General features: G+C 72.8%; 18 protein-coding genes. 8 read left to right on the top strand and 10 right to left on the bottom strand.

Going from position 1 to position 18,892, the window contains the following annotated elements; all coding sequences use genetic code 11:
* Positions 1 to 44 precede the first annotated feature (44 nt).
* Positions 45 to 1,595 (top strand): BTAD domain-containing putative transcriptional regulator, encoded by a 1,551-nt coding sequence (locus AB0B29_RS09580; protein ID WP_362236236.1) that lies wholly within the window; start codon positions 45 to 47, stop codon positions 1,593 to 1,595.
* Positions 1,596 to 1,622: 27 nt separating this feature from the next.
* Positions 1,623 to 2,363: an SDR family NAD(P)-dependent oxidoreductase gene (locus AB0B29_RS09585; protein ID WP_362236239.1), complete on the top strand. Its 741-nt coding sequence runs from the start codon at positions 1,623 to 1,625 to the stop codon at positions 2,361 to 2,363.
* A gap of 40 nt (positions 2,364 to 2,403) precedes the next feature.
* Here the strand turns inward: AB0B29_RS09585 and AB0B29_RS09590 are convergent, their stop codons facing one another.
* Positions 2,404 to 4,485 carry a HelD family protein gene (locus AB0B29_RS09590; protein ID WP_362236242.1) on the bottom strand — a complete coding sequence of 694 codons (2,082 nt, stop codon included), beginning with the start codon at positions 4,483 to 4,485 and terminating at the stop codon, positions 2,404 to 2,406.
* A 277-nt stretch (positions 4,486 to 4,762) separates the two neighbouring features.
* On the opposite strand from AB0B29_RS09590, the gene AB0B29_RS09595 reads away from it, so the two are divergent.
* On the top strand, positions 4,763 to 4,951 hold the full coding sequence (locus AB0B29_RS09595) for a hypothetical protein (RefSeq protein WP_362236245.1): 189 nt from the start codon (positions 4,763 to 4,765) through the stop codon (positions 4,949 to 4,951).
* Between the two features lie 23 nt (positions 4,952 to 4,974).
* Here AB0B29_RS09595 and AB0B29_RS09600 read toward each other — a convergent pair whose 3' ends face one another.
* On the bottom strand, positions 4,975 to 6,618 hold the full coding sequence (locus tag AB0B29_RS09600; protein ID WP_362236247.1) for a DNA repair helicase XPB: 1,644 nt from the start codon (positions 6,616 to 6,618) through the stop codon (positions 4,975 to 4,977).
* 190 nt (positions 6,619 to 6,808) lie between these two features.
* Here AB0B29_RS09600 and istB point away from each other — a divergent pair, with 190 nt between their 5' ends.
* A complete protein-coding gene (istB, locus tag AB0B29_RS09605) occupies positions 6,809 to 8,122 on the top strand; it encodes an IS21-like element helper ATPase IstB (RefSeq protein WP_436845814.1) in 1,314 nt (437 codons plus the stop codon).
* On the opposite strand, the gene AB0B29_RS09610 is transcribed toward istB, so the two are convergent.
* The 3 genes from AB0B29_RS09610 to AB0B29_RS09620 form a co-directional block, all read right to left on the bottom strand.
* The gene (locus AB0B29_RS09610) at positions 8,100 to 8,288 is read right to left on the bottom strand and encodes a hypothetical protein (RefSeq protein WP_362236253.1); all 189 of its coding nucleotides are present in this window, start codon (positions 8,286 to 8,288) and stop codon (positions 8,100 to 8,102) included. The two genes, istB and AB0B29_RS09610, sit on opposite strands and share 23 nt — an antisense overlap.
* A 240-nt stretch (positions 8,289 to 8,528) precedes the next feature.
* Positions 8,529 to 8,660 (bottom strand): hypothetical protein, encoded by a 132-nt coding sequence (locus AB0B29_RS09615; protein ID WP_257027809.1) that lies wholly within the window; start codon positions 8,658 to 8,660, stop codon positions 8,529 to 8,531.
* A gap of 232 nt (positions 8,661 to 8,892) precedes the next feature.
* The gene (locus AB0B29_RS09620; RefSeq protein WP_362236256.1) at positions 8,893 to 11,439 is read right to left on the bottom strand and encodes a helicase C-terminal domain-containing protein; all 2,547 of its coding nucleotides are present in this window, start codon (positions 11,437 to 11,439) and stop codon (positions 8,893 to 8,895) included.
* Positions 11,440 to 11,595: 156 nt separating this feature from the next.
* Here AB0B29_RS09620 and AB0B29_RS09625 point away from each other — a divergent pair, with 156 nt between their 5' ends.
* Complete coding sequence (locus AB0B29_RS09625) at positions 11,596 to 12,618, top strand: hypothetical protein (RefSeq protein WP_362236259.1); 1,023 nt, start codon at positions 11,596 to 11,598, stop codon at positions 12,616 to 12,618.
* Positions 12,619 to 12,675: 57 nt separating this feature from the next.
* Entirely contained in the window at positions 12,676 to 13,299 is a 624-nt protein-coding gene (locus AB0B29_RS09630; RefSeq protein WP_362236261.1) for an HAD family hydrolase, read from the top strand.
* Here the strand turns inward: AB0B29_RS09630 and AB0B29_RS09635 are convergent.
* Positions 13,278 to 13,526, bottom strand: a complete 249-nt coding sequence (locus AB0B29_RS09635; protein WP_362236264.1) for a hypothetical protein — start codon at positions 13,524 to 13,526, stop codon at positions 13,278 to 13,280. The two genes, AB0B29_RS09630 and AB0B29_RS09635, sit on opposite strands and share 22 nt — an antisense overlap.
* A gap of 164 nt (positions 13,527 to 13,690) precedes the next feature.
* On the opposite strand from AB0B29_RS09635, the gene AB0B29_RS09640 reads away from it, so the two are divergent.
* Complete coding sequence (locus AB0B29_RS09640; RefSeq protein WP_003991106.1) at positions 13,691 to 14,074, top strand: cold-shock protein; 384 nt, start codon at positions 13,691 to 13,693, stop codon at positions 14,072 to 14,074.
* A 6-nt stretch (positions 14,075 to 14,080) separates the two neighbouring features.
* Here the strand turns inward: AB0B29_RS09640 and AB0B29_RS09645 are convergent, their stop codons facing one another.
* From AB0B29_RS09645 to AB0B29_RS09660, 4 genes are all read right to left on the bottom strand, one after another.
* Positions 14,081 to 14,929 (bottom strand): 1,4-dihydroxy-6-naphthoate synthase, encoded by an 849-nt coding sequence (locus AB0B29_RS09645; protein ID WP_362236267.1) that lies wholly within the window; start codon positions 14,927 to 14,929, stop codon positions 14,081 to 14,083.
* Complete coding sequence (locus AB0B29_RS09650; RefSeq protein ID WP_362236270.1) at positions 14,919 to 15,629, bottom strand: futalosine hydrolase; 711 nt, start codon at positions 15,627 to 15,629, stop codon at positions 14,919 to 14,921. The genes AB0B29_RS09645 and AB0B29_RS09650 overlap by 11 nt, the downstream gene beginning before the upstream one ends.
* Positions 15,599 to 16,072 carry a DUF2771 domain-containing protein gene (locus AB0B29_RS09655; protein ID WP_170320984.1) on the bottom strand — a complete coding sequence of 158 codons (474 nt, stop codon included), beginning with the start codon at positions 16,070 to 16,072 and terminating at the stop codon, positions 15,599 to 15,601. Before AB0B29_RS09655 ends, AB0B29_RS09650 begins: the two co-directional genes overlap by 31 nt.
* A 97-nt stretch (positions 16,073 to 16,169) precedes the next feature.
* The gene (locus AB0B29_RS09660) at positions 16,170 to 17,603 is read right to left on the bottom strand and encodes an MFS transporter (RefSeq protein WP_362236272.1); all 1,434 of its coding nucleotides are present in this window, start codon (positions 17,601 to 17,603) and stop codon (positions 16,170 to 16,172) included.
* A 272-nt stretch (positions 17,604 to 17,875) separates the two neighbouring features.
* On the opposite strand from AB0B29_RS09660, the gene AB0B29_RS09665 reads away from it, so the two are divergent.
* Positions 17,876 to 18,802: a DUF3027 domain-containing protein gene (locus tag AB0B29_RS09665; RefSeq protein ID WP_362236275.1), complete on the top strand. Its 927-nt coding sequence runs from the start codon at positions 17,876 to 17,878 to the stop codon at positions 18,800 to 18,802.
* The last annotated feature ends 90 nt before the right edge of the window (positions 18,803 to 18,892 follow it).

Here is an 18,892-nt window from a genome sequence, read left to right on the forward strand (position 1 = left end):
GTACCCGTGCGTTGTGCCGTTGCATGAGCCTGCGCTTCTCACTGATGGGTCCGGTACGAGCCTGGCGCGACGAGGAGGAGGTCGAACTGGGGCCGCGCCAGCAGCGGGCGGTGCTGGCGGCGTTGCTGCTGAACAACGGCATCCGGCTGAGCAACGACCAGTTGATCGACATGGTCTGGGACGACCCGACGCCGAGCGCGGTGATGGCGTTGCGGACGTACGTGTACAAGATCCGCAAGACGCTTCCGGAGCTGAACCTGACGTCCAGGGACGGCGGATACACGGTCCGCGCGGAGATCGTCGACGATTGCCGCGGCGAGCCCTTGGAAGGCCTCCGGAGTGCCTACTTCGACGCACAACGGGTGCGGCTCGGCGACCACCGGCTCAAGGCGCGGGAGGACTGCCTCGAACGCGAGCCCGACGTGCTGGAGCTGCAGAAGCACGTCGCCGCCTTCCCGCTCAGGGAACGACCGCGCGCCCTCCTGATGCGCGCGCTCTACCTGGAGGGCAGGCAGGGCGAAGCGCTCGACCACTTCCACCGGGCGCGCGCACTCCTCAACGAGGAGCTCGGTCTCGAACCAGGCCCGGAGCTGCGCAACGTCTACGCGCAGATCCTCAACGGCGACCTCACCCCGACCCGCAGACCGGAGCAGCTGCTGCCGGATCTGATCGACTTCACCGGCCGCGCCGAGGAGATCGCGCAGGCTCTCCGGACGTTGCCGGGCACCGTGGGCATCACCGGTATGCGGGGCAGCGGCAAGACCGCGCTGGCCACCCGGATCGGCCACCTCGTCAAGGGCCGCTTCCCGGACGGGCAGATCTTCGTCAGGGGCGGGGACGTCGCCGACGAGCTGTTGCGCGCCGTCGGCGTGGAGAACCCCGTCGGCGACAAAGCCGCCCTGTGGCGGGAGAAGGCGCGCGGCAAGCGTTTCCTGGTCGTGGTCGACGACGTACCGGACGCGGCGGCCGTACGCGATCTCGCCACGCCCGGCTCGGCGATGATCATCACGAGCGTCCGCCAGTTGAACGAACTGCCGGGGGTGACCTGGCTTGAGATCGCCGGGCTCACCGAGCGGGAGGCACGGGAGTTCCTCCGCAAGGTCTTGGGTCCGGTACGCGTGGAAGCGGAACCCGAGCAGGCCGAGGTGCTGCTGGAACGCCTTTCGCGACTGCCGCACCCGATCAGGGTGGTCGGCGGCAGGCTCAGCTCGCGTCCGCACTGGACGATCGAGATGGTTCTGCTGCAGATGGGGCGGGACCGCCGGCTCGGAGAGGTGATCCCGCCCGACTGCACCGCGATGCTGGCCCCGTTGATCGAGGCCGAGAAACAACTGAGCGATCCGGAACGGCACATGCTCTCCTGCTTCGCGCGCCAGGACGCCGAGGTGATCGACAGCCACGAGGCGGCGGAGATGTCCGGGGCCGACCCCGGCGGCATCGAGCTGGTGCTGGAGTCACTGGCGGGCGTGCACCTGATCGAGCCGCTCGTACTCGGCCGCTACCGGCTGCCACAGTTCGTGCGCTTCGGATTCGGGCTGCTCGCGGCGGATCCTCCGCGAGCCGACCAGGCCGTATATGCGGAAATTATGCTCTGACGATCTGGCGCTGCCACGTTTGCAGACATGTCAACCAACGAACTGCAGGACAAGAAGGCACTCGTCACCGGCGCCACGTCGGGCATCGGCCGCGCGATCGCGGTCAAGCTCGCGGAGGCGGGAGCCACCGTCTACGTGACCGGGCGCAGGGCCGAGCTCGGCAAGGAGACCGTCGAGCTGATCGAGCAGGTGGGCGGGACGGGCCACTTCGTCGTCGCGGACGTCGCGAACATCGACGACGTCCGCAAGCTCGCCGAGGAGGTCGGCGAGGTGGACGTGCTGGTGAACAACGCAGGCATCTTCCCGTTCTCGACGACCCCCGAGCAGCCGCTCGACAGCTACGAACAGGTGTTCGACGTCAATGTACGTGCGACCTACTTCCTGACGGCCGCTCTCGTGCCGGCCATGGTGGCCAAGAAGAAGGGTGCGATCGTCAACGTCTCGTCGGTCGCCGGGCAGATCGGCACCCCGGTCGGCTCCGTCTACAACGCCTCCAAGGCCGCGATGGACGCGCTGACCCGGTCGTGGGCCGTCGAGTTCGGCGCGGCGGGCGTACGCGTCAACTCCGTGGCGCCCGGCCCGATCCGGACCGACACGGCCGTCGACACGGTGGGCGAGCTGTTCGACGAGTTCAGCCGGAACACACCGCTCACCCGCGCCGGCGAGCCGGAGGAGATCGCCGAGGCCGTAGTGTTCCTGGCCTCCGACAGGGCCGGCTACATCACCGGCGCGGTGCTCAACGCCGACGGCGGCCTCGTCGCGACCTGAGCGGTCAGGGCGATGCGGGCGCCCGGGGCCTCCCGGCGCTTCAGGGACGAGTGGTTGACGCCAGCTGCGGCGGCAGCCCGGCCGCGTGCGTGACGGTCAGACCCGACACCGCACGTGTCAGCGCCACGTACAGGCGCCGCAGGCCCGTCCGTTCGTCGGGCTCGCCGTCGACCACGGCCTGCGGCTCGTCCAGGACCACGTAGTCGTACTCCAGGCCCTTCGCGAGGGAGGCAGGGACCAGGGTCAGGCGGGTGTCCTGGGTGGTCTCCTCACCGGGGCCGAGATACGGGACGCCGGCCTCGGTCAGGGCCTCGGCGAGTTCGGGCACGCGGGCGTCCGCCGCGATGAGGCCCGTCGAGCCCTCGTGGCGGAGGGACTCCCGGCAGGCGTCGACCACGTCCGCCGTCCCCGTCACCGGCCGGACCTCGAAGTGGCCCGGGTTCTCGCGGATCGAGGCCACCGGGGTCAGGCCGGGGGCGATGTGCGGGAGCAGCCGGGACGCGTAGGTGATGACGTCCGTCGGGACGCGGAAGCCGGCCGTCAGCTCCTCCACCAGGGCGTCCGGCTTGCCGAGGTGGGCCAGAGCCTCCTGCCAGCTCCGGGTCGCCCAGGGTGTCGTGCCCTGGGCGAGGTCGCCGAGGACGGTCGCGCTGCCGGTGGTGCAGCGGCGGCCCACCGCCCGGTACTGCATGGGGGAGAGGTCCTGCGCCTCGTCGACGACGACGTGCCCCAGGGAGTGCGTGCGCTGGATCAGGTCGGTGGCCTCGTCGATCAGGACGGCGTCCGCGGTGGACCACTTCGCGGACTTCACACTCCGCGCCGGCTTCTCCCAGAGGATCGCCTTCTGCTCGTCCTCGTCGAGGATCCCCTCCGCGTGCACGGCGAGGAACTCCGCGTCCGACAGCAGCCGCAGCACCAGCTTCGCCGGGTCGACGGCCGGCCAGACCGCCTTCACCGCCGCCTTGACGGCGCTGTTGCGGGCCACCGCGTCCTGCACCCGGTCGTCCGGCGCCTCCCCCGACCGTTCCATCTGCACCAGCACGGCATGCGCGATGCGCTGCGGCAGGGCATCGCGCGCGGCACCGTAGCGGATGTCGCGGTCGAGCAACTCGCGGACGATGTCCTCCAGTTCGTACGCCGGGACCCGCCAGCGGCGCGAGCCGCGCACGACCACGACCGGCTCCGTGGGCATCGTGACGTGCGCGTAGAGGGCCCGGCGCAGCACCCGCGCCATGCGGGCGTCGCCCTTGACGACGGCCGCGGCCGCCTCGTCCGTGCCCGTGATCTCCACGTGCGCCACCAGGTCGTCGACGGTGGCCTGCTGCACGGTCAGCTCACCCAGCGCGGGCAGGACCTGCTCGATGTAGTGCAGGAAGGACCGGTTCGGTCCGATGACCAGCGTGCCGGTGCGGGCGAGCCGCTCGCGGTGGGCGTAGAGGAGGTAGGCGACCCGGTGCAGGCCGACGGCGGTCTTCCCGGTGCCCGGGCCTCCCTGCACGCACACCGTGCCCGCGAGACCGGACCGGACGATCTCGTCCTGCTCCGGCTGGATCGTCGCGACGATGTCCCGCATCGGGCCGACACGCGGCCGCTCGATCTCCTGCTGGAGCAGCTTGCTGGTCCGGGAGCCCCCGGCGGAGCCGGATAGTGTCACAGCGGCGGGGTCCGACAGGTGCTCGTCCTCGTACGCCGTGATGTCCCCGCGGGTGTAGCCGAAGCGGCGGCGCAGCGCGATGTCCATCGGGTCCTTCTTGGAGGCCCGGTAGAACGGCTGCGAGACCGGCGCGCGCCAGTCGATGACCATGGGGTCGCCGTCGTGGTCGTGCACATGGCGGCGACCGATGTAGAAGCGCTCGCCTTCCGCGCCCTCCGCCGCTTCGATGCCGGGGGCGTGCAGGTAGTCGAGCCGGCCGAAGAACAGCGGGGTGTCGCTGAGGTCGGCCAGCGCCTCGATGCGCTCCTCGATCTGGCGGGCCAGCACCTCCGCGTCGACCCAGTTCGCGGTGACGTTGCTGATGTCGAGGGCCTCGACGTCCTCGCGCATGGCACGCAGGGCGGATCGGGACGAGGAGAGGTGGGAGCGCTCACGCGCGAGCGGGTCGTCGTCGACGGGCGTGGACAAGGGGGTGCCTCCGGAGGGACCTGCTGGGGGTGGGCGGTGAGGTGCCGACCGGTTTCCGTCCGGTCGACGGCACTCCGCGAGGGAGGCGGGCAAGAGCGGAGATTTTAGAGGAGCGGGGGTGGTGTCCGCGAACGGTTTTTCTGTCCCCTAGGGGACAGGTGGGGGACGGGCCCCTCCTCCTCGGGGGAGCGGGTCGGCCCAGCGGCGTACGCGGCGGCCGGGAGGTTCGGTCTCGAGACCGACGCGGGCCTTATGGGCCGAATCGCACCATGGAGACATGAGCGCAGCAACCATCCACCCCGCCCCGGCACCGGGCCGTCCGCCCGGCGCCACCGCAGTGACAGGCAGCCACCGTCACCGCCTCGGCGACGCCCTGCGCGCCGTCAGGGTCTTCGCGGGCGCCGCCTTCGACGTGATCGTCCTCGGCCAGTACGGACAGGAAGTCGGCGTGGTCCGCCGCAAGTGAGTCGGCAGTGAGCGACCGGCGCGTCAGCTCTCCGCGAGCAGCTCGTCCGCGTCCACGATCCGGTACGCGTACCCCTGCTCCGCCAGGAACCGCTGGCGGTGCGCGGCGAAGTCCTGGTCGATCGTGTCCCGGGCGACCACCGAGTAGAAGTGCGCCTGGTGGCCGTCCGACTTGGGACGCAGCACCCGGCCCAGGCGCTGGGCCTCCTCCTGCCGGGAGCCGAAGGTGCCCGAGACCTGGATCGCGACCGTCGCCTCCGGCAGGTCGATCGAGAAGTTCGCGACCTTCGACACGACGAGCACGCTGATCTCGCCCTCCCGAAAGGCGTCGAAGAGCTTCTCCCGCTGCGCGTTCGACGTCTCGCCCTTGATCACGGGCGCCCCGAGGTGCTCGCCCAGCTCGTCCAGCTGGTCGATGTACTGCCCGATGACGAGGATCTGCTGCCCCGCGAACTTCCGGACCAGCGCCTCCGTGACCTTCCGCTTGGTCGCGGTCGTCGCACAGAAGCGGTACTTCTCCTCCGTCTCGGCCGTGGCGTACGCGAGCCGCTCGGAGTCCGTCAGATTGACCCGGACCTCCACGCAGTCGGCGGGCGCGATGTAGCCCTGCGCCTCGATCTCCTTCCACGGCGCGTCGAACCGCTTGGGCCCGATCAGGGAGAACACGTCCGACTCCCGGCCGTCCTCACGGACCAGCGTGGCGGTCAGGCCGAGCCGCCGCCGCGCCTGGAGGTCGGCGGTGAACTTGAAGACCGGCGCGGGCAGCAGGTGCACCTCGTCGTAGACGATGAGCCCCCAGTCCCGGGAGTCGAACAGCTCCAGGTGCGGGTAGACACCCTTCCGCCGGGTGGTCAGCACCTGGTACGTGGCGATGGTGACGGGCCGGATCTCCTTGCGGGTGCCGCTGTACTCGCCGATCTCGTCCTCGGTCAGCGAGGTCCGCTTCACCAGCTCGTGCTTCCACTGCCGCGCCGAGACGGTGTTGGTGACGAGGATGAGGGTGGTCGACTTCGCCTGGGCCATCGACCCGGCCCCGACCAGCGTCTTCCCCGCACCGCAGGGCAGGACGACGACGCCCGAACCGCCGTGCCAGAAGTTCTCCACGGCCTGCTTCTGGTACGGCCGCAGCGCCCAGCCGTCCTCGGCCAGCTCGATCGCGTGCGCCTCGCCGTCGACGTACCCGGCGAGGTCCTCGGCCGGCCAGCCCAGCTTCAGCAGCGTCTGCTTGATCTGCCCGCGCTCGGAGGGGTGCACGGCGACCGTGTCCGGGTCGATGCGGGCGCCGACCAGGGGCGTGATCCGCTTCGACCTGAGGATCTCCTCCAGCACCGGGCGGTCGGTGGTGGTCAGGACCAGTCCGTGCGCCGGGTGCTTGGACAGGGTGAGACGGCCGTAGCGGTCCATCGTCTCGGCGATGTCGACGAGCAGCGCGTGCGGCACCGGGTAGCGGCTGTACTGCACGAGCGCGTCCACGACCTGCTCGGCGTCGTGGCCCGCCGCGCGGGCGTTCCACAGGCCCAGCGGGGTCACGCGGTAGGTGTGGATGTGCTCCGGCGCCCGCTCCAGTTCCGCGAACGGGGCGATGGCCCGGCGGCAGCCGTCGGCCTGCTCGTGGTCGACTTCCAGGAGCAGGGTCTTGTCGGACTGGACGATCAGCGGACCATTCACGCGCGGCACCCTTTCTGTGGCCGGAGGGCTCGGACGGCTCGACAGCGCGACGCCTCGGCCAAACGTCCAGTGTGCCTGATCGACCGCGTCAGGTGGTGTGATCTGCGCGTCCGGTCGTACTGAATGCCTATTCATCCCAACGTGTGGTGTGAATTCAGTTTTTCCATCGCGGCCCCGAAGAATGGCGCACGTGCGCAACCCGACGACCACCACGCTCGGCTACGCCCTGTTCGCCACCCGCTGGCTCCAGGCCCCGCTGTACTTCGGGCTGGTGGCCGCCCAGGGCGTCTACGTCTACAAGTTCTTCAAGGAGCTCTGGACCTTAATCCTGATGTGCGTGAGCGGGCACGCCACCGAGACGTACGTGATGCTCGCGGTGCTCAAGCTGGTCGACGTCGTCATGATCGCCAACCTGCTGATCATGGTGATCGTCGGCGGCTACGAGACGTTCGTCTCGCGCATCGGCCTGCAGGGCCATCGTGACCAGCCCGAATGGCTCTCCCACGTCAACTCCAACGTGCTCAAGGTCAAGCTCGCCACGGCGATCGTGGGCATCTCCTCGGTGCACCTGCTGCAGATGTTCGTGGACGTCCACCACACCTCCCGCCACGCGCTGCTGTGGGGGACGGTGATCCACATGGCGTTCATCGCCTCGGCGGCGATCCTCGCCTACATGTCGGGGCCGATGGTCGCGCAGGCGGACCGGGGCCACGCCGACCGGCCGCAGGCCGGGCACACACGGGCAGGCCAGGGGCGGGCGGGGCAAGCCGAGGCGGGGCACACGCAGGCTGCGCATGCCCCGGCCGCCGGGCCCGCACAGGCGGGGCATCCACCGGCCGGGTCCGTGCAGTCCGGGGCCGCGCAGGTCGAGCAAGCTGCGGTGCGGCCCGCACCGGCCCTCCCCCGGCAGTCCGGCCCGGACGCCGACGCCGAGGCCCGGATCCGTGCCGCCGGCTTCCCCGCCCGCAAGCTGCTGGAGGAGTTCGACCAGCGGCACCCCCGGGACTTCGACCGGGAGACCATGGCCCGGCTGGGCAAGGCGGAGTTCGTCACCGCCCGGCGCAACGTGGTTCTCGTCGGACCGCCCGGCACCGGCAAGACCCATCTCGCCGTCGCCCTGGGCGTCCGCGCCTGCCAGGCCGGGCACCGGGTGCTGTTCGGGACGGCCTCCGAGTGGGCGGCCCGGCTCTCGGACGCCCGGGCCGCCGGCCGGCTCGACGCGGAGCTGACCGCTCTCGACGATCACCCCCTCCTGATCGTCGACGAGATCGGCTACACGCCCTTCGACGCGGCGACCGCGGGCCTGTTCTTCCGGCTCGTCGCCCACCGCTACGAGCGGGCCTCGCTGATCGCGACCAGCGACCGCCCGCTCGGCCGCTGGGACGAGGTCTTCGGCCCGTCCGCCCCGGCGTTGACGGACCGCCTGGCCCATCACGCCGACCTCGTGCGGCTCGACGGGGACAGTTACCGCACGCGCCGCGCTACTTCAGCGTGGGCAGACTGATGTTGTTGACCAGCGGGCCCTCGATGCCGACCCCCTCGGTGACCAGTGATTCCACAGCGGCGACCGGCAGGGGCGGCGGCGCCGCGGGGGCCGCCGCGGCCGAGGGCGCGAGCACCCCCGAGAGCGCGACGGCACAGAGAGCGGCGGCGGGCAGGTTCTCACGCATGGGGACAGCAGGGCCTTTCGAAGACTGACATCGGAGGACGGCGACACCGCACCGCCGCGAGCCGGCCCGGGGACGCCCGGACCGGCCCGCACAGCCCGCGGGAGCACATCGGACGGCTGCGGAACAGACGGGTGCAGCGGGAGCGGATCAGACGGGAGCGGAACAGACGGGTGCAGCGGGAGCGGATCAGACGGGAGCGGAACAGACGGGTGCAGCGGGAGCGGATCAGACGGGAGCGGATCAGATCTGCGGTGTCTCCAGGACGAGGCCGGCGACGTCGATGCTCACCGCGGAGGCCGGGGTGGCGAGTCCGCCGAACGTCATCAGGGCGGCGGTGACGAGGACGGCGGCGACTCGACGGACAGCGCGCATGGGGGGATTTCCTTTCGGAGCGGCTCACAGGACACCCGGTGGCTGCCCCCGCGCACACGGCGGGATGCGGCACACCCGGAAAGGTCGCCCGAGCGTGGGAAATCCCCGGCGTGGCGTGCATGAACGGCCGCGCGCACCCGAACGGGTGACGCGGCCCGCCGACCGACAAGCCGCGCGCCGCAACCCACACCCTCCGGGGCGGTTCGCGGCGCCGGCGCGTGACGCGGGGCCGTCAGCCCGCGTCGTCGGCGAGCTCGGCGACCCCGGTGATCCGGTGCAGCGGATACGTACGGACCTCGTCCGCGGTGTGGTCGTACGCCGTGACGAAGCCGCCCTCGACGCGGATCGGGGCGATGACCCGCTGGCTGGCGGCGCCCTCGGCGTTGACGTAGCCGATCCACAGGGCCTCGCCGGTCAGCACGGCGGCCTGCATGGTGGCGAGGGTCTCGGCGGCGCCGGTGCGGGGCAGTTCGCCGTCGGCCGCCGGAGCCGTGCCCGGCTTGCGCGGGGCCGTGGAGGCGAGGTCGCCGGCCCGGATGGCGCGCAGTGCGGCCGCCAGGAGGACGTCGTCGGGGACCGGCGGGCCGTCCGGGACCGGCTCGGGCGCGGAGCGGGGCGGGGTGCGGTGGGCCAGGGCGCGGGTGATCAGCACATCGCCCTCCGCGGACTCGGCGGCCGGCGCGAACCCCATCGCCCGCAGGCCTTCCAGGAGCCCCGCCGGGTCGGCCTGGGCGGCCAGCACGGTCGGGGCGAGCCGGCGCAGCCCGAGCCCGGCGGCCCGCTTGTCGGCGAGGATCTCGCTGAGCACCGCGTCGTCGTCGCAGCGCACGTACGCCGAGGCCGCGCCCACCCGCAGATGGCCGTGCCGGCGGGCCACGTCGTCGATCAGGTACGCGAGCGGCTGCGGCACCGGCGTGCGGGAGTGCGCGGCGAGGAAGGCGTGCAGGTCGGAGGCGGCCTGACCGGCGTCCAGCGCCCGCCGCACCGAGCCGGGCGTGAACCGGTACACGGTCGCCCCGCCCTTGGACTCGACGTCCGCCAGCACACCCAGCATGTCCGCGAGCGGCCGCCGCAACGGCCCGGGCGCCACCGCCGTCAGGTCGGCCTGGAGCAGCACGTGGTCCAGCGGTTCGGGCAGCAGCGGCGCCAGAAGCCGGGCCGCGGCGGCGGAGGCGACGGCCTGTTCGGCCGGGGAGAGGGGAGCGGGCGGGGCCGAGCGGTGGTGGTGGACGGGCAGCTTGGCGCCCGGCCCGGCGGGTTCCGCTTCCGGATCCGGCGCGGCAGCCGCGGCAGCCGCGGGCGCGCCCAGCAGCGCCCGGCCCTGGGTCGACAGCGCGCCCCGGCCCGTCACACCCAGCAGCTCCGCCTCGGTCAGCGCCCACTCGGCGAGCCGGCCGCGCAGGTCGTCCTCGCGCCGGTCGCCACGCAGGGGCCGCTCCCAGCGCAACCGGGCGAGCACCGACTCCGCGGCGGGTGCGGCGCCTTCCGGCAGCGCGGCGAGCAGTGCCAGCACCCGGTGCCGTACCTCGGGCGCCGCCGAGCGGTCCAGGCCGGGGCCGAGCGCCGACAGGGTCCGGTCCTTGGCGTCCCGCCCGCCCACCAGACCGGCCGTCCTGGTCGCCGTGAGCCATGCGGTGACCAGCCGCGACCAGCGCTCCGCGGGGGGCTGCTCGAGCCACTCGTCGTAGGCGGGGGTCGCCGCGTACCGTTCGTCGGCCTCGCCGTCCGAGGCGATCAGACCGGCCGCGTACGCCAGTTCCACCCAGAACGCGGCCGTCGGCTCGGGCACGTCCAGGGCGACGGCGGTCCGCTTCAGGTCCCGCACGCTCAGCCCACCGGCCCGCAGCACCGCCGGACCGCCCTCGTCCCAGTCCTTCAGCAGCTCCTCGACGGTCGCGAGCGCGGTGTACGCCTGCCCGGCCGCGGTGCTGTCCACCACCTGTGGACGATGTGCGGCGGCCGCCTCGACCACCGGCGGTACCGGCTCGGCCGCCCGGTGCGCCAGGCCCCGCCGCAGGTGCAGCGCGACCTCGCGCGGCAGCACGACCGTCCCGGGCGCCGTCGGCAGCAGCAGCCCGCGGTCCAGCAGCCAGCGCAGCCGGGGCGCCGGATCGGCGGTGACCTGCCCGTACGGCGGACCCCACACCAGGCGTTCCAGTACGTCGAGGGAGTCGGCCGGGGCGCCGGCGAGCAGCGCCGCCATCCGGGCCCGGTCGGTGAACAGAGCGGCCAGGGCGGTCACCGCGGAGACCGAGTCGTGTGTCGAGGCCAGTCCGGCGGCCGCGACGATCTCCTGGATCCGGCCCGGGGACATCCCGGCGGTGGCCTCCCGGACCGTCGGGCCGAGCCCGGTCGGCGAGGGGTGCTGCGGCGAGGGGGCCAGCAGCTCACGCGCCGTGCGGACCAGCCGCAGCCGGTCGTCGTCGCCCCACACCAGGGCCTGCTCGCGCAGCAGGCCGACGGCATGCGGCAGGGCAGCGACCACGGCCGGGTCGGCGTCGTCCCCGGCCATGAGCCCGAGCAGTTCGCCGTACGTCGCCGGATCCCCGGCCACGGCCAGCGCCTCCGCCGTCTGCAGCGCGAACCGGTCCAGCCGCTCCAGGGCCCGCACCACCGAGGCACGGGTGCCGGCGCGGGTCGCGAGCTGGGTGAGGTCGGTGGGGACGGGCGTGATGAGATCCGGGCGGCTGCGCAGGAGCGCGCCCAGCGAAGCATCATCCCGCGCGCGGAGCGCTTCCGCGAGGGAGCGGGGGGCCGTGGGCCTGTCCTCGGTGCTCATCCGGTCCACGGTAGCGGGTCGCCCCCGGCGGCCGGGCCGACCGTGGGCCGCTCCGCCCCCCCCCGTACGCGGGACGGGCTTTTGGCCGCCCGGCGGGCACTCGCGGTACCGTCGGGCGACGGCGTCACGCAACGCACCCGCCCCGGAGGGGACTTCGTGGGGATTGAGAGCGACCAGGTCGTTTACGAGTATCTGAGCCGCGTCGGCGACGTGGCCCAGCAGCGGCAGTTGTCGTCGGCCACCCGCATGCGTCTGGTCGCGGACCTGCGCAACGAGATCGACAAGCGCCGCTCGAAGGCCACCGTCGACTCGCCCGCCGCCGTCCGCCGCATCCTGTCCCGCCTTGGCAGCCCCGACGACATCGTGACCGCGGCGGCGGGCGGCACGACCGGTGAGCCGTACAGCGCCGCCTCCGCCTCCGCCTCCGTGCCGGTGCAGCGCGAGACCGAGCCGGAGGAGCGGGGCGAGCGGGCCAGGGGCGTCATGCGGCGCGTCGTACCGCGCCCCCGCCCGGCGCGACCCGCCGAGGACCCCCACCCCGCGCCGTCCGACGGTGCGGCCCCGCCGCATCTGGCCGCCGGGCACGAGCTCGGGGACAGCGCGCTCCAGCCGGACTGGTGGCGGGTGGAGAGCGGCCCCTTCGGCGTGGGCGACGAGGTGCCCGGCTTCGTGGGCGGTGTGGAGCTGCCCGACCTGCTGAAGCCGCCGGCGCCGCGGAAAGCGCAGCAGGAGAGGCCGGACGCCGAGGAGACGGCCCCGGCCGTGGAGACGGCCGAGGTGGCGGACGCGGCAGACCCGGCCGGGAAGAGGGGCCGCCGCCGTCTCGTCCGGCTCCCCGCCGGGAACTGGAGCAACCCGCTCCTGCTGATCGCCGCCGGGCTCCTCGTCGCCGGCGCCGTCCTCGGCAACTGGTTCGTCCTGCTGCTCGGCTGGCTCATCGCCTACGCCTCCCGCCGCCTCACCCAGGCCGAGACCAAGTGGGCGGTCGTGATCCTGCCCGGCCTCTCCCTGACGGGGGGCGTGGTCTGGCTGTGGGGCCGGATGAACGGCCGCTGGGGCACCCCGATCGCCGAGGGCCACATGAACGCGGCCGTGTCGGAGACCTGGCCGTGGGTGGTCAGGGGCGCGGCCGTGGCCTCGGCCCTGTTCCTGGTGTGGCGCTCCCAGCGCCCACGCTGACGGACACGGCCCCGGCGACCACAGCCGGACGTCTGCCGTTCACACCCCCTGGGCACAATGGCCCATATGGCACTCACCGTCGGCTTCGACCTCGACATGACCCTCATCGACTCCCGGCCCGGCATCCGCGCCTGCTACCAGGCACTGTCCGAGCGCACGGGCACGTACATCGACGCCGACCTGACGGTCACGCGGCTCGGGCCACCGCTGGCCGAGGAGCTGATCAACTGGTTCCCGGCCGAGGAGGTCCCGGCCATGGCGGAGCTGTACCGGGAGATGTACCCGGCGATCGCCATCACCGCGACCCCGGCCCTGACCGGCGCCCGGGAGGCCATAGCGGCCGTACGGGAGGCCGGCGGACGCGCGATAGTCGTCACCGCCAAGTACGAGCCCAACGCCAAACTGCACCTCGCCCACCTGGGCATCGAGCCCGACGCCGTCATCGGTGACCTGTGGGCCGAGCAGAAGGCGGAGGCCCTGCGCGAGCACGACGCGGGCGTCTACGTCGGCGACCACGTCGGGGACGTCCGCGGAGCCCGGGCCGCCGGGGCCCTCTCGGTCGCGGTGGCCACCGGCCCCTGCCCGCCGGAGGAACTGCGCGCGGCGGGCGCGGACGTCGTCCTCACCGATCTGACCGAATTCCCGCGGTGGCTTTCGGACTACCGTCCCGCACGCGCCTGACACCGGCCCGCCGCCACGGAACGCAGCACTCCCGCTCCGGCCATCAGGAATCCGACGGCCATGAGCATGCTCAATCCGAACATGTACGTCGGAAAGGGAGTCGTCCCGAGCAACAGCGGGGCGACCGTGACCAGTGTGGCCAGGGCGCCGATGAAGAACACGACGGCCCCGGCCCGGACCAGGCGGTCACCGGGAGCGGCGGAATTCGTTTGGGTTTTGTCACGCACCCCACCAGGGTAGTTCCCAGCGCGAAGGAACAACCGGGTGACGTCTTGTCACCGACCGCAAGAGCATTAGCCTTGGTACCGGCGGGTCCGTTCGACCCGCCCGAGTGCTATCAAGAGCCGTTTCCAGAAGCAGTTTTCCGACGAGTACGAGGACGAGGACAGACGTGCCCACCGGCAAGGTCAAGTGGTTCAACAGTGAGAAGGGCTTCGGCTTTCTCTCCCGTGACGACGGCGGCGACGTCTTCGTCCATTCCTCGGTCCTCCCCGCCGGAGTCGAGACGCTCAAGCCGGGCCAGCGAGTGGAGTTCGGCGTCGTCGCCGGACAGCGCGGCGACCAGGCGCTGTCCCTGGCGATCCTGGACCCCACGCCGTCCGTCGCCGCCGCGACCCGCAAGAAGCCGGACGAGCTGGCCTCCATCGTCCAGGACCTGACGACGCTGCTGGAGAACATCACGCCCATGCTGGAGCGGGGCCGCTACCCCGAGAAGACCGCGGGAAAGAAGATCGCCGGCCTGCTGCGCGCGGTCGCCGACCAGCTGGACGTGTAGCGCCGATCAGGGAAAGCGCAGCGCGTCGGGGCCGAGGGGCGGGACGAGTCCCTCGGCCGCCGCGCGGGTCAGGAGCCCGCGTACGGCCGCGTAGCCGTCCTCTCCGAGGTCCGCGGTGAACTCGTTGACGTACAGCCCGATGTGCTGGTCGGCGACGGCCGGGTCCATCTCCTGGGCGTGCTCCATGACGTAGGGCCGGGACGCCTCGGGATCGTCCCAGGCGGCGCGCACCGACGTGCGGATGGAGTCGGCGAGCAGCCGCAGCTTCTGCTCCCCCAGCGACCGCTTGGCGATGATCGCGCCCAGCGGGATCGGCAGCCCGGTGGTGTTCTCCCAGTGCTCGCCCATGTCGGCGAGCTTGTGCAGTCCGTACCGGCCGTAGGTGAAGCGCGCCTCGTGGATCACGAGTCCCGCGTCGACCTTGCCGTCCCGCACGGCCGGCATGATCTCGTGGAACGGCATGACGACGATCTCGCCGACTCCGCCGTCCAGGGTGTCCGCCGCCCACAGCCGGAACAGCAGGTAGGCGGTCGACTTCTCACTGGGCACCGCGACGGTACGACCGGCAAGGTCGAGACCGGCCTCCCGCGTCAGCACCAGCGGCCCGCAGCCCCGCCCCAGCGCGCCCCCGCAGGGCAGCAGGGCGTAGTCGTCGAGGACGTAGGGCAGCACCGCGTACGACACCTTCAGCACGTCGAACTCGCCGCGCTCGGCCATGCCGTTGGTGATGTCGATGTCCGCGAAGGTCACGTCGAGGGCCGGAGCGCCCGGGACCCGGTCGTGGGCCAGGGCGTCGAAGACGAACGTGTCGTTGGGGCAGGGCGAGTACGCGATCTGCAGCTGCTCAACCGTCATGCCGGTTCCAACCCTCCAGTACGGGCGCGAGCTTCCCGAACCCTTCCGTCAAGGCTGCCAGGGCGTCGGGGATCCGCCAGGCGGCGCGGTCGCGGGGACCGACGGGATTGGAGATCGCCCGGATCTCCAGCACGGGCACGCCGTGCGCGGCGGCGGCCTCGGCGACGCCGAAGCCCTCCATGGCCTCGGCGAGGGCGGTGGGGTGCCGTTCCCGCAGCGTGGCGGCCCGGGCGGCGGTCCCGGTCACGGTCGACACGGTGAGGACGGCACCGGTGCGGGCCCCGGTGGCCTCGGCGACCTGCCGCACGAGAGCGGCGGGCGGCTGGTGCCTGACGGTCCCGAACCCGAGCTCGGTGACCGGCACGAACCCGTCCTCGGTCTCGGCCCCCAGATCGGCCGCGACGATCCCGTCGGCGACGACCAGCGACCCCACGGGCGCCCCGGGCCGGAAGCCGCCCCCGATCCCGGCGGACACGACGAGGTCGTAGGGCTCGCCCTGCAGGGCGGCGGCGGTGAGAGCGGAGGCGGTGGAGGCGGCGGCGAGCGCGGGCCCGACACCGACGGCGATCACCTCGACGCCGCCGTGGTCGGGAAAGGCCCGGGCCACCGCGTCCCTCTCCACAGGAACAGCGGTGGCCACCAGCACCCGGCTCAGCCCGGCGGCAGCGATCAGGCGTCCTTCTTCAGCTTGAAGTTCCACAGGCCGGACGGGTCCTTGTCGCCCTCCTTGATGGACACCAGCGTCGAGTTGCCCTGCGCGCCGTACTGGGCGTTGAAGAACACGCTGCCCGGAATGGTGCGGTAGGTCTTCGTGCTGGAGTCGGTCAGCGGCTGACCGTTCATCAGGATCGTCCAGCCCTCGTCGGCGATCTCCGGGTCGACCCCGAAACGCACCGTCTCGTCGGGGTCGACGGAGATGCTCTTGATGCCCTTGTCCTTCAGGCACCCGGCGAGATCGGACGGCTTCAGGGCGTCGCCCTCGCCGCCGCAGGTGGCCTCGGAGTTCACCGAGTCGCTGCCCACGGTGACCGTGGCCATCGGCGTCGGCTTGTCACAGGCCGACAGGACGAGCAGTCCGGCGGATACGACGCCGGCGACGGCGACGGCGCGGCGGCGTCGCACAACGGATTGCAACGTGTTCATGGGCGAAGGCTATCGGGCCCGCGCAGCGGACCGCCCACGCGGGGTACGGCTCCCTGGGAGATCCATCGGAAGGCCCCCTGCCCGGCCCCGTGCGGCCCTAGGCCACCCGCGCCCGCCCCGTGCTCCCGCGCCGGGCCGAGTCGATCAGCCCCCGCACGGTCGTCAGCCACCCGATGCCGACGATCACGGCACCCACCGCCAGCCCGGCCGTGCCGTTGAGCGGCATCGCGATGCCGATCGCGCCGCCCAGCACCCAGGACATCTGCAGCAGCGTCTCCGAGCGGGCGAAGGCCGACGTGCGGACCAGTTCGGGCACGTCCCGCTGGATCAGCGCGTCCAGGGACAGCTTGGCCAGGGCCTGCGCGAACCCGGCGATCGCCGCCAGACCGGCCACCAGGACCGCGCCGAAGAACACCGCCGCCGTGATCGCCGCGCCCGCCACGCACGCCACCACCGTCACGATGATGATCTCCGGGGCCCGGGAGCGCAGCCACGCCCCGACGGCCGTACCGAGCGCGTTGCCCGCGCCCGCCGCGACGCCCACTATCCCCAGGGAGACGGCGGCGCTCTGGCCGGAGATCGGGTGCTCGCGCAGCAGGAACGCCAGGAAGAAGATCAGGAACCCGGTCAGGCAGCGGATGGCGGCGTTGGCGGCCAGGGCGTGGGTGACGGCCGGGCCGACCGTGCGCAGCCCGGGCCGCTTGACCGGCTGGCGGTGCGGGCCGTGCAGGTGCTGCTCGTCGGCCGCCAGCAGGGCGCGGTCCTCGCCCTTGGCGGAGTCGACCTTCGGCGGCAGCGTGAACGACAGGATCGTCCCCGCCACGAAGAGCACGAAGGCCCCGAAGAGCGGCCAGCGCGGCCCGATCTGCTGGAGTCCCGCACCGACGGGCGCGGCGATGCCGGTGGCGAGGAGGCCGCCGAGGGTGACCCGCGAGTTGGCCTTCACCAGGGAGAACCGTGGCGGCAGCAGCCGGGGCACGACGGCACTTCTGACCACGCCGTACGCCTTCGACGAGACCAGGACGCCGAGCGCGGCGGGGTACAGCTCCAGGCCGCCGCTGACGACCGCTCCGGACAGCACGATCGCGAGCAGCGCCCGGGCCAGCATCGCGCCGGCCATGGCGGCGCGGCGGCCGTGCGGGAGACGGTCGAGGAGGGGGCCGATGACGGGGGCGAGGAGGGTGAAGGGCGCCATGGTGATGGCGAGGTAGAGCGCGACGCGCCCGCGCGCCTCGTCGGTGGGCACGGAGAAGAAGACCGTGGAGGCGAGAGCGACGGTGATCATGACGTCGCCGGCGCCGTTCACCCCGTGCAGTTCGATCAGCTTGCCGAGGCCGGACTCTCCGGCGCCGTGCGCGTGGGTGGCCTTGCGGATGCCGCGGGCCGTGCCGGTCACCGGGAAGTGCAGGGCACGGCCGACCGAGCGGAAGAAGCCGCCCACACGGCCCGGTCCGCCCGGTCGGATACTTCCCTTGACCCCTTTCGACCCACCGGTCCCGGTGGCGCCCGGGGGTGTCTTCGCGGCTGCCACGACGTCATAGTGCCCCGATAAGGCCGTGGGTAGTGCCATTACCGCTTGTATAGGGCCTGTGGGGTGACTGTCCGGGGCGGCGGACCGGGGTGCGGTCGACGGCACAACAGGACCGTCGGTGTACGCGGCGTGGGGCGGAAGGGTAGCGTGCGTATCTCAGCCATCCCGCAAAATGGAGGAAGGACGTCGACGCGGTCCCCCGGTCCGCTCCGTCCGCCCCTGTGCCGGGAGTGGCGCACTCGTGAGACGGCGTATGGAGAGAAGCGATACCTGTGAGCGCAGCGACAACGCGAAGCCGCACCCCTGACCGTCTGTGCGCCGAGGCCGTCGACCTCGCACGCGCCGCAGCCGAGGAGGCCGCCGCGCCGGGAATCGTCGGCGAGCACGTGGGGCTGGTCTCCGAGGGCGACCGCGTTGTCACGCACTTCTTCGAGTGCCGGGAGCTCGGCTACCGGGGCTGGCGCTGGGCGGTGACGGTGGCCCGGGCCTCCCGGGCGAAGATCGTCACGGTGGACGAGGCGGCGCTGCTGCCCGGTCCGGACGCGGTGCTGGCGCCCGAGTGGGTGCCGTGGAGCGAGCGGCTGCGTCCCGGCGACATGGGGCCGGGCGATCTGCTGCCCACCGACGCCGAGGACCTGCGCCTGGAGCCGGGCTACTCGGGCGAGGACGAGCCGGCGCCGAACGTCCCCGTGTCGCACGAGCTGGCCGACCTGGTCGAGGCGGAGGACGCGGACCTCACCACCGGCTCCGCCTCCGGCTTCACGTTGCCCCCCTCCCGCGGTTCGATCCCGGCGGTCGCCGAGGAACTGGGCATGCGCCGGGCGCGCGTCCTGTCCCGGTACGGCCTGCACAGCGCGGCCGACCGCTGGGAGGAGGCGTTCGGTCCCAAGACCCCCATGGCCCAGTCGGCCCCCGCGGCCTGCGTCAGCTGCGGCTTCCTCGTCCCCATCGGCGGCTCCCTCGGCCAGGCCTTCGGCGCCTGCGCCAACGAGTTCTCCCCGGCCGACGGCCGCCTGGTCTCCCTCGCCTACGGCTGCGGCGGCCACTCCGAGGCCGCGGTCATGCCCCGTCCGCCCCAGCCGCCCGCCCCGGTCATCGACGAGACCCGGGTCGACCCGTTCCCGCTGCGCCCGGCACCGGACTCGGGCTCGGTGACACCGACGGCGGACGCGGACACGGAGGAACTGGGGCACTCCTAGTGCTGCCGCGGCACTAGCCCCCGCGTCTTCCGGCTACCACCCCGGGGCCGCCCACGCCGGGCGGGCGCACGTCGTCCGCTCGCCAAGCGG

The sequence above is a fragment of the Streptomyces tibetensis genome (assembly GCF_040647715.1).
Lineage (GTDB): Bacteria > Actinomycetota > Actinomycetes > Streptomycetales > Streptomycetaceae > Streptomyces > Streptomyces tibetensis_A.